Annotated in this window: 12 protein-coding genes and 1 pseudogene; 8 read left to right on the forward strand and 5 right to left on the reverse strand. The window is 70.7% G+C overall.

Annotated features, from left to right (window positions below; translation table 11 throughout):
• Positions 1 to 23 precede the first annotated feature (23 nt).
• Positions 24 to 1,424, forward strand: coding sequence for an 8-oxoguanine deaminase (locus AC068B_RS12640; protein WP_478671114.1), 1,401 nt, complete (start codon positions 24 to 26; stop codon positions 1,422 to 1,424).
• Positions 1,425 to 1,805: 381 nt separating this feature from the next.
• Positions 1,806 to 3,173, forward strand: a complete 1,368-nt coding sequence (locus AC068B_RS12645; protein WP_478671303.1) for a nucleobase:cation symporter-2 family protein — start codon at positions 1,806 to 1,808, stop codon at positions 3,171 to 3,173.
• A 106-nt stretch (positions 3,174 to 3,279) separates the two neighbouring features.
• Here the strand turns inward: AC068B_RS12645 and AC068B_RS12650 are convergent, their stop codons facing one another.
• Positions 3,280 to 4,197 carry a scabin-related ADP-ribosyltransferase gene (locus AC068B_RS12650; protein ID WP_478671116.1) on the reverse strand — a complete coding sequence of 306 codons (918 nt, stop codon included), beginning with the start codon at positions 4,195 to 4,197 and terminating at the stop codon, positions 3,280 to 3,282.
• A gap of 261 nt (positions 4,198 to 4,458) precedes the next feature.
• Between AC068B_RS12650 and AC068B_RS12655 the strand changes: the two genes are divergently transcribed.
• The 4 genes from AC068B_RS12655 to AC068B_RS12670 all read left to right on the forward strand — a co-directional run bounded on the left by AC068B_RS12655 (position 4,459) and on the right by AC068B_RS12670 (position 7,381).
• Complete coding sequence (locus tag AC068B_RS12655; RefSeq protein WP_478671118.1) at positions 4,459 to 5,847, forward strand: nucleobase:cation symporter-2 family protein; 1,389 nt, start codon at positions 4,459 to 4,461, stop codon at positions 5,845 to 5,847.
• A gap of 55 nt (positions 5,848 to 5,902) precedes the next feature.
• Positions 5,903 to 6,373, forward strand: a complete 471-nt coding sequence (locus tag AC068B_RS12660) for an RDD family protein (RefSeq protein ID WP_478671119.1) — start codon at positions 5,903 to 5,905, stop codon at positions 6,371 to 6,373.
• The gene (locus tag AC068B_RS12665) at positions 6,370 to 6,834 is read left to right on the forward strand and encodes a hypothetical protein (protein ID WP_478671121.1); all 465 of its coding nucleotides are present in this window, start codon (positions 6,370 to 6,372) and stop codon (positions 6,832 to 6,834) included. The genes AC068B_RS12660 and AC068B_RS12665 overlap by 4 nt, the downstream gene beginning before the upstream one ends.
• 115 nt (positions 6,835 to 6,949) lie before the next feature.
• Positions 6,950 to 7,381, forward strand: a complete 432-nt coding sequence (locus AC068B_RS12670; protein WP_478671122.1) for an SgcJ/EcaC family oxidoreductase — start codon at positions 6,950 to 6,952, stop codon at positions 7,379 to 7,381.
• Positions 7,382 to 7,406: 25 nt separating this feature from the next.
• Here the strand turns inward: AC068B_RS12670 and AC068B_RS12675 are convergent, their stop codons facing one another.
• Both AC068B_RS12675 and AC068B_RS12680 read right to left on the reverse strand, forming a co-directional pair.
• Positions 7,407 to 7,835: a nuclear transport factor 2 family protein gene (locus AC068B_RS12675; RefSeq protein ID WP_478671124.1), complete on the reverse strand. Its 429-nt coding sequence runs from the start codon at positions 7,833 to 7,835 to the stop codon at positions 7,407 to 7,409.
• 50 nt (positions 7,836 to 7,885) lie between these two features.
• Positions 7,886 to 9,206: pseudogene (locus AC068B_RS12680) on the reverse strand (UDP-glucose dehydrogenase family protein).
• Between the two features lie 259 nt (positions 9,207 to 9,465).
• Between AC068B_RS12680 and AC068B_RS12685 the strand changes: the two are divergent.
• Both AC068B_RS12685 and AC068B_RS12690 read left to right on the forward strand, forming a co-directional pair.
• Entirely contained in the window at positions 9,466 to 10,857 is a 1,392-nt protein-coding gene (locus tag AC068B_RS12685) for a sporulation protein (protein ID WP_478671126.1), read from the forward strand.
• Positions 10,858 to 10,993: 136 nt separating this feature from the next.
• Positions 10,994 to 12,211, forward strand: a complete 1,218-nt coding sequence (locus AC068B_RS12690; protein ID WP_478671128.1) for an MFS transporter — start codon at positions 10,994 to 10,996, stop codon at positions 12,209 to 12,211.
• 24 nt (positions 12,212 to 12,235) lie between these two features.
• Here AC068B_RS12690 and AC068B_RS12695 read toward each other — a convergent pair whose 3' ends face one another.
• Both AC068B_RS12695 and AC068B_RS12700 read right to left on the reverse strand, forming a co-directional pair.
• A complete protein-coding gene (locus AC068B_RS12695; protein ID WP_478671129.1) occupies positions 12,236 to 13,177 on the reverse strand; it encodes a hypothetical protein in 942 nt (313 codons plus the stop codon).
• A 131-nt stretch (positions 13,178 to 13,308) separates the two neighbouring features.
• Positions 13,309 to 14,163, reverse strand: coding sequence for a chitosanase (locus AC068B_RS12700; RefSeq protein ID WP_478671132.1), 855 nt, complete (start codon positions 14,161 to 14,163; stop codon positions 13,309 to 13,311).
• Positions 14,164 to 14,250: the final 87 nt, after the last annotated feature.

The raw sequence follows: 14,250 nt of genomic DNA on the forward strand, positions 1-14,250 counted from the left end.
CACTCACCGACAAAGGAAGCACCATGGCAACCTCGGCAACCCCGGAAGGCGCCGTAGAGCGCATCGTCATCGAGAACGCCGCCATCGCGACGGTCGACGCCCAGGACACGGAGTACGCGTCCGGCTACGTCGTCGTCGCGGGCAACAAGATCGAGTCGATCGGCGCCGGAAAGGCCCCCGAGGGCCTGGCGAACGTCGTACGCCGTGTCGACGCCACCGGCCACCTCGTCACCCCCGGCCTGGTCAACACGCACCACCACTTCTACCAGTGGATCACCCGGGGCCTGGCCACCGACCACAACCTCTTCAACTGGCTGGTGGCGCTGTACCCGACGTGGGCGCGCATCGACGAGCAGATGACGTACGCGGCCGCACAGGGCTCCCTCGGCATGATGGCCCGCGGCGGAGTCACCACCGCCATGGACCACCACTACGTGTTCCCGCAGGGCTCCGGTGACCTCTCCGGTTCCATCATCCGTGCCGCCTCCGAGATGGGCGTCCGCTTCACCCTGGCCCGCGGTTCCATGGACCGCAGCGAGAAGGACGGCGGCCTGCCGCCGGACTTCGCCGTCGAGACCCTTGAAGGCGCGCTCGCCGCCACCGAGGAGACCGTCAAGAAGCACCACGACGCGTCCTTCGACGCGATGACGCAGGTCGCCGTCGCGCCCTGCTCGCCCTTCTCCGTCTCCACCGAACTCATGAAGCAGGGCGCCGAGTTGGCGCGCCGCCTCGGAGTGCGCCTGCACACGCACGGCAGCGAGACGGTCGAGGAGGAGAAGTTCTGCCACGAGCTGTTCGGCATGGGCCCGACCGACTACTTCGAGTCGACGGGCTGGCTCGGTGAGGACGTGTGGATGGCGCACTGCGTCCACATGAACGACTCCGACATCGCCGCCTTCGCCCGCACCGGCACCGGCGTCGCGCACTGCCCCTCCTCCAACGCCCGCCTCGCGGCAGGCATCGCCCGCGTCCCCGACATGCTCAAGGCCGGTGTCCCCGTCGGCCTCGGCGTCGACGGCACCGCCTCCAACGAGTCCGGCGAGCTCCACACCGAGCTGCGCAACGCCCTGCTGATCAACCGTCTGGGCGCGCACCGCGAGGCCGCCCTGAATGCCCGTCAGGCCCTTCGCCTCGGTACGTACGGCGGCGCTCAGGTCCTCGGCCGCGCCACGCAGATCGGCTCCCTGGAGGCGGGGAAGCTCGCCGACCTGGTGCTCTGGAAGATCGACGGCATCGGACACGCCTCGATCGCCGACCCGGTGACCGCGATCGTCTTCGGCGCGGCGGCCCCGGTCACCCTCTCCCTCGTCAACGGCAAGCCGGTCGTCGAGAACGGCATCCTGCTGCACGCCGACGAGGACGCCATCGCCCGCTCCACACGGGAGCAGGCCCAGCGTCTCGCGCGCATCGCCGCCGAGAGCTGACCCCAAGAACTCCGGTCAGGGGGGACGGCCCTTGACCGGACTTGAGCAGCCGAGCGGGCTGCTCAAGTGCCGCCCCGGGAACGTGGCCCAAAGCTTCACGTTCCCGGGGCGGTCAGTACTACCTGGGCGCATTTCCCACAACCGCATACAGAGCAAGTCCTTGCACCACGCACCACCTCCCAGAAGCGAAAAGTGCCGGCGGCCCGCCGGGACCGGAAAACAACCGGAGGAGCCACAGTGGCCACTCAGCCCAGGTTCACCAAGCAAGGCACCACCCCAGGCACCGGCCCAGGTGCCGCCCCCGACCCGGAGACCGACGACGGGTCCATACGCACCGACGGGGCGATACACCCCGTCGACGAGAAGCTCCCCGCCCTGAAGATGGCGACGACCGGCCTCCAGCACGTGGCCGCCATGTACGCGGGAGTCGTCGCGCCGCCGCTCATCGTCGGCGCTGCCATCGGCCTCTCGGCCAAGGAACTCACCTTCCTCACCGGCGCCTGCCTGTTCACCGCGGGCCTCGCCACCTTCCTGCAGACCCTCGGCGTCTGGAAGATCGGCGCCCGGCTGCCGTTCGTCAACGGCGTCACCTTCGCCGGTGTCGCGCCGATGCTCGCGGTCGTCGATTCGACCGACAACAAGGACGACGCGCTGCCGGTCATCTTCGGCGCGGTGATCGTGGCCGGTGTGCTCGGCTTCATCGCCGCCCCGTTCTTCTCGAAGATGATCCGCTTCTTCCCGCCGGTCGTGACCGGCACGGTCATCACCCTCATCGGCATCTCGCTGATGCCGGTCGCCTTCGGCTGGGCGCAGGGGCCCGTGCCCGGCGCCGACGACTACGGCTCGATGAAGAACCTGGGCCTCGCGGGCATCACGCTCGTCATCGTCCTGCTGCTGCGCCGCTTCACCACCGGATTCGTGAAGCAGATCGCGGTCCTGCTCGGCCTCGTCATCGGCACGCTCATCGCGATCCCGTTCGGCGTCACGGACTTCGGCCCGGTCGGCGACGCGGACATCGTGGGCTTCCCGACGCCGTTCCACTTCGGCGCACCGCAGTTCGCGGCGGCCGCGATCGTCTCGCTCTGTGTCGTCATGGTCGTCTCGATGACCGAGTCGACCGCCGACATGCTCGCCCTCGGCGAGATCGTGGGCCGTCCCGCCGACGAGAAGACCATCGCCGCGGGCCTGCGCGCCGACACCCTCGGCTCGGCGGTCAGCCCGCTCTTCAACGGCTTCATGTGCAGCGCTTTCGCGCAGAACATCGGCCTGGTCGCGATGACGAAGATCCGCAGCCGCTATGTGGTCGCCGTCGGCGGCGGCTTCCTCGTCCTGATGGGCCTGTGCCCGATGGCCGCCTCGCTCATCGCCGTCGTGCCGCGCCCGGTGCTCGGCGGCGCGGGCGTCGTCCTCTTCGGCTCGGTCGCGGCGAGCGGCATCCAGACGCTGGTCAAGGCGGACCTGGAGAAGGACAACAACGTCCTGATCGTGGCGGTCTCGCTGGCCGTCGGCCTCATCCCGATCGCGGCGCCGGAGTTCTACCACGCGTTCCCGGAGACCGCGAAGATCATCCTCGACTCGGGCATCTCGACGGGCTGTGTGGCGGCCGTGCTCCTGAACCTGGTCTTCAACCACATCGGCAAGGGCCGCGACGAGGACGACGTGACGGCGCCGATGGAGGGCGGCGGGGCGATCGCCGAGACGCGGGTGCCGGGTCAGGGCCAGGGCCAGAGCGAGGCGGTAGCGCACTGAGGCCCCGGTTACGGCTCACGGCACAGCTACACCGTCCCCTCGCGCGGTCAGGTCCCGCGCGAGGGAACGTACTTCTGTCGGCAGCGCCACTTCTGTCGGCAGCGCCTCAGTCGATGTCCATCGCGTCGTCGCCGCCGCTCTTGACGACCTTGATGATGTTGCCGCCCGCGTCGCACAGCTCCGCTCGGACGACGTAACCCGCCTGGATGCCCTTCCAGAAGATGACTTCCTGCTGCTGGGCGAAGGACGTGGTCCCCAGCGTGTCCACCAGGTCGATGCCGCCGGGCGCGTGGATCACGTAGCGCCAGCCGCTCCCGTCCGGCTGCCGCGCCCAGTCGGGCACGTACCCGCCGGGGGAGCGGGTGGTGCTGACGAACCCCGTCCTCTGCAGCAGCTTCTGATAGTGCCGGAGGCTCGCGGGCAGCTTCTCGTTCCAGGGCTTGAAGCCCTTGCCCAAGATCTGGTCGGGCGTCCTGCCGTCCCAGCGGTACAGGGGCTCGTTGTCCTTGCGGTACTGCAGCGGGGGTACGTCGCGCCCCTGCTTCCTGTCCTCACGCATCGACTTCACCTTGCCGGGGTCGATGCCGTACGTACTGTCCCCGAAGCCCGCCGCGGCCTGCGGAGTCGGCGTGGTGGAGCGGGGGTGCTTGCCGCGCTCGGCCATGAACGACGGGTAGTCGTACTCACCGGCCTCCGAGTCGGTGCCCCCGTCCGAGAGCTCCTCCGCGTCGGAGAAGTCCAGCCGGTCGATGTCCATGGCCGTCGTGTCCTGGCCGCCCGCGCGCTGCACCACGGGCTGTTCGGCCTCCTGGTGGCCGCAGCCCGCGCCGTGCTGGTGCTGCTCCTGGCCCGCGGACTGCCCGCCCTTGCGGAGCATCTGGACGACGGCGGCGTTGCCCGCCGAACCCTGCAGGGCGAGGAGCCGCTGGAGCGGGGCGTCGGACTCGGACGTGGCCGCGGGTCTGCGGGCCGCGGTCCGCGCTTTCGCGGCGTCGTGCGTTCTGGCGTGGTCGTGGTCGCGCAACGGGGCTCCTCAGGTACAGAGACACCCAGTCTGCCCACGAAGCGTCCCGCGGAACCAGGCACCAAAGGGCAGTCCCACGTGCAGTTCTCGTGGTCCGCAGGGTCTTCCGCTGTCGGGGTGCGCTGACGTAACGTCGTGGCGCCGCCGACCGTATGGCGGAAGTTACTTTCCAGTCGGACACTTCCGCCCTGTTCCGCGTCTCATGAACTCCCACGGAACGGGGCCGATTTCCGGCGTCACGCGACGGAAGAAGCGCCACCCATGAGTTCTCACCAGAAGTCCGCCGGTGCCCCGGCAACTGCCCCCGAGGTCCACCCCGTCGACGAGATCCTGCCGCCGGGCCGCATGCTCGTCGCCAGCCTCCAGCACGTCGCCTCCATGTATGCGGGCGCGGTCTCCGTCCCGCTCGTCGTGGCCGTCGCGGCGAAGATGTCCCCGGGCGACACGGCCGTACTCATGGGCGGCAGCCTTCTGATGGCGGGCATCGCCACCCTGCTCCAGACCCTGGGCATCGGCAACTTCATCGGCTCACGGCTGCCGTTCGTCAACGGCGTCTCGTTCGCGGGCGTCGGCGTGATGCTGACGATCATCTCGACGCAGGGCGGCATCGAGGCGGGCATGCCCGTCGTCTTCGGCGCGATCATCGTGTCGAGCCTCTTCGGGTTCCTGGTCAGCTCGTACTTCTCACGACTCGTCCGCTTCTTCCCGCCCGTCGTCACGGGCTCCGTCATCACCCTCATCGGGGTCTCACTCATCCCCGTCGCGTACGACTGGATCGTCGACGACTCGGCCACCGGCACGCCGGAGCCGAAGAGCATCGGGCTCGCGGGCGCCACGGTCCTCGTGATGCTCCTGCTGCAGCGCTTCACGCGCGGCTTCCTCAAGCAGATCAGCATGCTCATCGCGATGGTCTTCGGCACGCTGCTCGCGATACCGATGGGCCTCGCCGACTTCTCCGAGCTGGACGGCGCGGACCCGGTCGGCATCCCGTCCCCGCTGCACTTCGGCGCCCCGGAGTTCAACATCCCCGCCATCATCTCGATGTGCGTCGTGATGCTGGTGATCCTCACTGAGTCGACCGCCGACATGATCGCGCTCGGGAAGATCGTCGAGAAGGACGTCGACGAGAAGACCATCGCCCGCGGCCTGCGCGCCGACGCCCTCGGCTCCGCGCTCAGCCCGCTCTTCAACGCCTTCCACGCCAGCGCGTTCGCCCAGAACATCGGCCTGGTCGTGATCTCCAAGGTGCGCAGCCGCTTCGTCGTCGCGCTGAGCGGCGCGATCCTGGTCCTCATCGGCCTCAGCCCGGCCGCGGCGGCGCTCATCTCGGTCGTCCCCATGCCGGTCCTCGCGGCCGTCAGCCTCTTCCTCTTCGGCTCCATCGCGGTCAGCGGCATCCAGACGCTGCTCCAGGCGGACCTGCACCGCGGCGACAACGCACTGATCGTCGTCGTCACACTGGGCGCGGGCCTCGCCCCCGCCCTCTCCGACGGCTTCTACGACGCGTTCCCCGACTGGGCCCAGATCGTCCTCGGCTCCGGGATCTCGACGGGCTGCATCCTCGCGGTCTCCCTCAACCTGGTCTTCAACCACCTTGGTACGGAGGACAGTTCGCCCGTCGCCGAACCCGACCCCGCGGTGACGCACTGACGTCGCCGCCTCCCGCGCGCAGCGCCCCGGGGCGGCCTGACTACGCTGAGGCGCCGTGATCCCCCAGTCCTCCCCAACAGCCGCCCGACAGCCCCGCGCGGCGGCCCGGCCGCTCCGACCGGCCACTGCGCCCCGCAGGCTCACGGCGTCCGCCGTCGACGCGCTGACCGCCCTCCTGTGCGGCCTGGTGGCCGCGGCGGCGGTCGGCGTCACCGCCGCCGACGGGGTGGTCGAGGTCCGTGTGCAGTCCCCGGCGATGCGGGCCGCGGCACTGGGCGCCGCACTCGGCTTCTCCCTCCTGAACCACGCCCTGCTCACCCGCCTGACCAGGGCGAGCCTGGGCAAGCTGCTGACGGGCCTGCGCGTGGTCCGCGCCGCCGACGCGGGGCGCCCCCGCCTCCTCCCGCTGACCGGCCGCTGGCTGTTCGGCTTCTACTGGATGGTGGTGTTCGTGCCCCTGCACGTCGTGACGGACAGCGACGTCGAGCAGCAGGACGCGGTGGGCCTGCGGGTGGTGCGCCGATGAGCGCACCTCCCGGCCCTCCTCGGCTCCCGCGCCTCACCGGCGGCCCGCCCATGAACGGCAGACAGAAGCTGATCCTGGGGTGCGTCGCCTCGGGCGCCGGGCTCCTCGCAGTGATGGCGATCGGCGACGTGGTGACGGGCGGCGACCTGACCCGCCCGGACGTCGCGCCCACGGTGACCGTGACCGTGACGGTGACCGCGTCCCCCGAGGCGAAGGCCACGCGGACGCCGGGCCCCAAGCCCAAGCCCGAACCCAAGCCCAAGGCCACGCCGACGCCGACACCAACCGCCACTCCCACCCACTCCCGCCCCGCCACGGGCGGCGGCCGCCCGGCGGTCGGCTTCGGCCGCTCCTGCGCCCCGGTGGGCGCCCTCGCCGCCACCCTCGACGGCCGCCCCGCGAAGTGCTTCATGGGCAAGGACGGCCACGCCCGCTGGGGTTACGACTCGAACCGGGGCTAGGGCCCCGGTGCCCTTCCGGCCGCTTGACCTCAAGTCCCCTTGAGGTCTGAGGGTGCGGAACAGGAGATCCGCCCCGGATCGCCGACCCGCACCACACCCGCACGGGAGAGCTGCCATGCGTACCGACACGTCCTCAGCCGAAGCCATCGAGTTGGCCGCCATCCGCCAAGTGGTCGCCGACGCAAGCGAGTTCCAGGGCGACGTGGAGCGGTTCATCCCGCTGTTCACCGCCGACACCACGGTCGTGAACTTCGGCGGGCGCCGTGTCGCGGGCCGGGACACGCTGGCCGACGCGATGCGGCAGGCCCTGGCGTCACCGCTTGCCGACGTGGTCACCACGCTGGAGGAGGAAGACATCCGCTTCCTCCGTGCCGACGTGGCGATCGTCGCCAGCATCAAGCACGTCTCCGACCGGCGGCAGCCGGGGGCCGACGGCGAGTCGGTGACCCCCTTGCACGCCTCGTCGGGGCGGCTCACGCACGTACTGGTGAAGGAGGGCGACGCCTGGCGGATCGCCTCCTCCCAGACGACACCGATCCTCGGCTGACCGGCCGGGGTTGTGACACCGGCTCTCAGGGCCGGTCGTACCAGGAGAACGCCGCGATGCGCCAGCCCTCCGGGGTGCGGACGAACTGCATGGTCTTCGTGCCGCCGCCCTCGAAGGGCTCGCCGTCCAGGACCCCCGCCTTGCCGTACTCGCCGAACCTGCACGCGATGTCGCCGACGATGTCCGTCCGTGCCGAGATCTCCCACTCGGAGAACTCGACCAGACGGCCGTCGGCGAGCAGCCGCTCGCGGGGCTCGATGAACTCCTCCACGGTGTACGCCGCGTACTGCGGTCCGGTCACGACGATCACGCCGCCGGGCAGCATGAGCCGACGGATCCGGGCGACGTCGGCGGCCTTGCCGCCCCGGTTGTCGAAGGATCCGAAGAACTCGGCGGTCAGCGCGTCGATTTCAGCCTTGGGTATCTCAGCTTTGGGTATCTCAGCCTTGGACATCCGGGGACGGTAGCACCGTGCGGCTGGCCGTGGACGTGCCGGCAACGGCGTCAGGGACGGCCCAGCGACCGTACGGTCCACCCGGCCCGGCGCCAGCTCCGGGCGTTGAGGGTGCCGCGGCCGTCGATGACCCTCGGGCTCGCCGCGCGGGCGGCCAGGAGTTGCGGGTCGACGTCGGAGTACTGCGCCCACTCGGTCAGGTGCAGGAGCAGGTCGGCGTCCTGGACCGCGGCGATCGGGTCGTCGACGTACTCGATCCCGGGGTGCGCCTTGCGGGCGTTGTCGAGGGCCCGGGGATCGGTGACGGTGACGGCGGCGCCGAGCCCGTGGAGCTTCTGGGCCACGGCCAGGGCAGGTGAGTCGCGGATGTCGTCGGTGTCCGGCTTGAAGGCGGCGCCCCAGACGGTGATCCGCTTACCGGCGAGGCTGCCGTCGAGCTGCTCGCGGGAGAGGTCGACCATGCGTTCGCGGCGACGCATGTTGATCGCGTCGACCTCGCGGAGGATCGTCAGGGCCTGGTCGGCGCCGAGTTCACCGGCGCGTGCCATGAACCCGCGCATGTCCTTGGGAAGGCAGCCGCCGCCGAAGCCGAGCCCGGGCCGCATGCCGCGGCGGCCGATGCGGACGTCGTGGCCGAGGATGTCGGCAAGCGTGGTGACATCGGCGCCGGAGGCTTCACAGACCTCCGCGACGGCGTTGATGAAGGAGATCTTCGTGGCGAGGAAGGCGTTCGCGGAGGACTTCGCGAGTTCGGCGGTGGCCCAGTCGGTCACGATCGTCGGCGTACCTGCCTCGATGATCTTCCCGAAGCACTGCCGCAGGACGGCCTCGGCCCAGGAGCGCTCGGTCCCGAAGCCGAGGACGAGCCGGTCGGGGCGGAGGGTGTCCTCGATGGCGGACGACTCGCGCAGGAACTCCGGGTTCCAGGCGACCTCGACCGCGTCCCCGGCCGGCGCGTACGCGTGCAGCAGATCGCGTACGCGTGGTGCCGTGCCGACCGGGACGGTGGACTTCACCGCGATGACGGCCCGGCTCTTGAGGTGGGGGGGCGAGTTGGCGTGCGGCGGAGAAGAGGTGGCTGAGGTCGTAGGCGTGTTCGCCGGGCCGCTGCGGGGTGCCGACGCCGATGAAGTGCAGGTCGGCGAAGGCAGCGGTCTCCGCATAGGAGGCGGTGAACTTCAGTCGCCCCGAGGCGGTGTGGCGGGCGAGCAGCTCGTCGAGGCCGCGTTCGTGGATGGGGGCGTTGCCGGAGTTGAGGACCGCGACCTTGTGGATGTCGGAGTCCATGCCGAGGACCTCGTGGCCGAGTTCGGCCATGCAGGCCGCGTGGGTGGCGCCGAGATAGCCGCAGCCGATGACGGTGAGTTTCATGAAGGGTGTCCTTCCAGACGGGCCGGGCGGCCAGGTGCGGCGGTCGCCAGGTGCGGCGGTGGCCAGGACCTTCATCACAGCGGTCCGTGCGGGTCACGGGGGAGGGCTCGCAGGGGGGCTCACAACTCGCGGACGCGGTCCGCGGCTGACGGCTCAGGATTATCGTCAGTGATCCATCAACGATCCATCACGCGGAACGCGTACGGCTCTTCGTCCTCGGTCGAGCGGTGCGGGTCCGGTCACCGGCAGAGGGAGAGTCGTGGCAGCGAGCACCCGCCGGACCCGTCCGCCCAACGCGGACCTGGCCCGGCTCATCGAAGCGAGCGGCGCGAGCCACAAGTCCCTGGCTCTGCGCGTCAACCAGCTCGCCTGCACCGCCGGGATGGCGACCGGCTATTCGCATACCTCAGTGGCGAACTGGTGCAGGCGCGGGATGACGCCGAAATGGCCGGTCCCCAAGCTGCTGTCGCAGGCCATCGGCGAACGGCTCGGCCGCCCTGTCGGCCTCGGTGAGATCGGTATGGGCGAGGCGGCGGCGGTCGATGCGGATGTGGGGTTGGATTTCCCGCGAGACCCCGCCGACGCCGTCCGCGTCGCCACGATGTTCTGGAGCTCCGTGAACCGCCGCGACTTCCTGGCCGGATCCGGCTTCGCCGCCTCCGCCTTCACCACCCCCGTCACCCGATGGCTCGTCACCCCGGCGGACGAGACCGCCGACCATCGTGGCGGCCAGCAGGTGGGCCGGGCAGATCTCGCCGAACTGCGCGAGGCCGCCGAGGAGGCCCGACGGTGGGATTCCAGGTACGGCGGCGGGAACTGGAAGGCCAACTCCGTCACGGACTGTCTCGACCACCGTGCCGGGCCCCTGCTCCAGGGCAGTTTCTCGGACGGGATCGGCCGCGAGCTCTTCAGCGTGACCGCCGAGTTGTCGCGGCTGGCCGGGTGGACGGCCTTCGACGTCGGTGAGCACGAGGTGGCCCAGCGGCACTTCATCCAGGCGCTTCGCCTCGCCCGTGCGGGCGGCGACGTGCAGCTCGGCTGCTATGTGCTGACCACGATGGCCATGCAGTCCCTCATGCGCGGGTTCGTGTCCGAGGCCGTCGACATGGCCCAGGGCGCCTTCGAGCGGGCCAAGGGGCAGGCCGCCCCCCGGGTGCTGGCGTTCACCAAGCTGATCGAGGCCCGGGCCCACGCCCGCGAGAACGACCCCCGTGCGGCCTCCCGAGCGCTGAAGGCCTCCGAGGACCTGCTCGGGCGGGCGCGGGAACACAGCGGCGACGAGCCCGGGTGGATCGACTTCTACCACCACGCCCGCCTTTCGGCAGACGCGGCCGAGGTCTTCCGCGACCTGAAGAACCCCAGAGCCGCGCTCGGCTGGAACCAGCAGGCCGCCGCGATGCCGCCCGGCGTGTTCACCCGCTCCGTCGGCATGCGCCTCGCCATCGTCGGGACCGCCCACCTCCAGGCCCGCGACCTCGACCACGGCCTTGAGCTCGGCCGTCGCAGCGTCGACATCCTCGCCCGCGTCCAGTCCTCGCGGGCCAAGGACTACGTCCGCGAGTTCAACCAGGCCCTGGCCCCGTGGCGGCGTGAGCCTGCCGCGCGCGAGTTCGTCCACCGGACCCGAAAGGAGCTCGGCGTCGCGGCCTGACCGGGCAACCGGTCGGCTCACCACCTAGGCCCACGTCCTACGCCGAAGTCCTACGCCCACGCCCTACGCCCATGCCCCACATCCACGTCGCATTCATGCCAGACCCCACCCCGGGCTCGCTGCTGAACTCGACCTCATGCCCGCACAGACACCCACCTCGGCGCCGCCCGTCGGCAGCCCGACCGGCACCGCCGCCGTCCCTGCCCGCTCGCCCCGCCTCGGCTGGCTCGCCGTTCTCTCCCTCACCCTGGGGCTCTTCTCGATCGTCACCACCGAGATCCTGCCCATCGGTCTGCTCACCCCCATCGGGGACACCTTCGGCACGTCGGACGGTACGTCCGGGCTGATGATGACCCTGCCGGGGTTCCTCGCCGCCGTCGCCGCCCCGGCCGTCACCGTCAGTGCCGCGCGCGTCGACCGGCGGCGCATGCTCTGCCTTCTGATGGCGGTACTCGCCCTCGCGAACTTCCTGGCCGCGGGCGCGTCCGCGTACTGGCTGTTGATGGTCTCCCGCGTCCTGGTCGGCTTCGTCATCGGGGCGTTCTGGTCCATCGGTGCGGGGCTCGCGGAACGGCTCGTCCCGGCGGAGCGGGTGGGCAGGGCGACCGCGGTGATCTTCTCCGCCGTTCCCCTCGGCTCCGTGCTCGGCGTGCCCGCCGGTACCCTGCTCGACCAACTCGCGGGCTGGCGTGCGGTGTTCATCGCCATGGGGGTGCTGGCACTCGCCGTGCTCGGCGCGCTCCTGCTGTCCCTGCCCCCGCTGCCGCCCCAGCAGGTCACCCGCCTCGCCGTGCTGCGCGACCTGCTCGGCAGTGGCCGCGTCCGCGCCGGGCTCGTCGTGACGTTCCTGATCGTGACCGCGCACTTCGGCACGTACACGTACGTCACGCCGTTCCTGGCAGACGTCACGCACGCGAGTCCGGGGCTGATCACCACGTTCCTGCTGGCCTTCGGCGCCGCGGGCGTCGTCGGCAACTTCCTCGCAGGGGCGTGGGCCGGGCGCGCGCTCAGGATCACCTTCGCGAGCACGGCGGCGCTCCTCGCCGCGGCGGTCCTGCTCCTGCCGGTCCTCGGCACGAGCAGGGCGGGCGCGCTGGTACTGCTCCTGGTCTGGGGCCTCGCCTACGGTGCCGTGCCCGTCTGCTCCCAGACCTGGTTCGCGACCGCCGCGCCGCACACGCCCGAGGCCGCGTCCGTCGTGTTCACGTCGTCGTTCCAGGCGACGATCTCACTGGGGGCGCTGGCGGGCGGTGCGGTCGTGGACGCGGCGTCCGTCTCGGCGGTGATGTTCATCGGCGCCATCGCCGCGGCGCTGGCGGCAGGCGCCTGCCTCGGTCCCCGGCGTCGGGCGTGACGGTGAACGACTTGACTCCTGCCGTCAGCAGAGCCCCGCGCTCCGCACCGCACCGCCCCCGTTCTCGTCGTCCGTCCCGAGCAGCGCCGTCCGCGTGCCCGGCACGCACTCCAGTGCCTCGATCTTGTGCCCCTTGAACTTCCGCAGGACGTCGGGGGACTTGTCGATGCCGAGCCGTACCTTGCCCGTGCGGCTCACGGACACCTTGCCCGCGTCGCTGACCGCCGAATCGAAGGGGCCGTCGTCGCCCGCGTCCGATGCCGAGCCGACGAGCAGGCGGCCCGCGGAGGTGACGGTGAGGTCGGAGGCGTGCCGGACGTCGCCCTTCGGGTAGGACGCGCGGAAGCGGGCCGTGGTGACCGGGCCGAAGTCGGCCTCGCCGTACTTGTTGAAGGAGAAGGGCGCGGCGTGCAGCGTCGCGGGACGCTTCCTGCCCGCGCCCCGGTCCGCCCAGACCGCCGCCAGCTTTCCGTGCCGCGCGGTCAGCGCGAAGCTTTCGTAGTCGTCGCCGTCGGCGATCGCGGGGAGCGGGGAGGTGTCCAGGACCTGGGCCTCCGTGCCGGTGACCTTCAGGTGGTAGGCCAGGCCGCGGCTGGCCAGGGCCACGTACTCGTCGGGGGCGCCCGGCACCGCCTCGATGGCCTCCAGGTCGATGGGCTCCGAGGTGCCCGTCCAGGTGAGCGGCTCGACGGCGGCGGAGCGGTCGGCGCCCGCGCCCGCGCGGTAGGTGATCCGGGCGACGCGGTTCTCGCCGGGCTTCTTGTTGTCGCGTACGACGAGGGCGTGGGCCGCACCGCGCTCGTGGCCGCCACCGGTGAGGGCGAGTCCGCTGATGCCGGACTTGATGTCGTCACCGAACTTCTGCCAGCCGCCGTCCGCGGTGGGTGCCGCCGACGCCGTGAGGCCGCCCGCCGACAGGAGGGCGGCGGTGGCGGTCAGCACGGTGGTAGTCGTACGGAGGAACATGGAGATCTCTCACCTCGGTGCAGGTTGACGCGCGTAGACGGGAGTTGGCGCGGACGGTACCCATTTCAACCTCCGGGAGGCAAGAGGCAGTACAGGCGCGCGGGGTGCCAGCGGCACCCCGCGCATCTGGACTACCCGATGTGGAACGGGTCTCCGTACACCTTCCAGTCCAGCGGCGTGTTCAGGTTGAGGTTGCCCTTCTTCAGGAAGACCCGCTGCGCGGTGTCGACCCGGCTGGTGTCCTCGTGCGCCTCCTCCTGCTTCATTGCCCAGACGCGCGCGTCGAGGAAGGCGTTGAGGTACTTCACCTCGTCGCCGCCCTGCGCCGGTGTCTTGGCCGAGCGCAGGGCGCGCTTGCGGATGTTGCTGAAGCTGGTGGAGTCGCCGCCGTCGCCGTGCATGACGATCGCGTCGTAGTAGGCGAACTGGCCGAGCACGCCGATGCCGTCCGTCTTGCCCTGCTTGACGGCCGGGTTGAAGTAGACGCGGTCGCGCTCGTCGTTCTGCGCCTTGCGGAACTCCGCGTCCGTGTCGGCGGCCCGCTCCCAGTCGGGCTTGAAGTTCGGGTCGAGCCCGTCGTGCGAGTCGCTGCCGTCGACCCTGCGCAGCGCCGGGAGGTACTTGGCGAGGATGTTGCCCGGCTTGCGCTTCGTGTAGAGCTCGACGAGGTCGAGCATGTCGCCGGTGCCGGAACAGAAGCCGATGATGCCCGCGGTGTAGCCGCGGCCGTCGTCGATGTCCTCGCAGTATCGATACTGCTTCTTCCATTCGAGCGAGGAGTTCTCCGCGCTGCAGACGATCTGCATCGCGATCTCCTTCTTCGCCGGGTCGTCGAGCCCGCTCGCCGAGACCAGGGAGGAGATCTGGGACGCGCCCGCCGACTGCGTGGCGAGCAGCGGGCCCGCCACGGCCGCGGCGCCCATGAAGGCGAGCAGGGTGCGACGGGAGGTGAGGGTGGTGCGCGGGCGTATGTGGGGGGTCTCCATGAGGGCCTCCAGATGGGGGAGTTCAGCGTTCCGCGTACTGTTAGGAAGGTTTCCTACCAGAGATCCGGTGTGACGTATACCCGTCAA

This window comes from Streptomyces sp. NPDC042371, assembly GCF_056437465.1.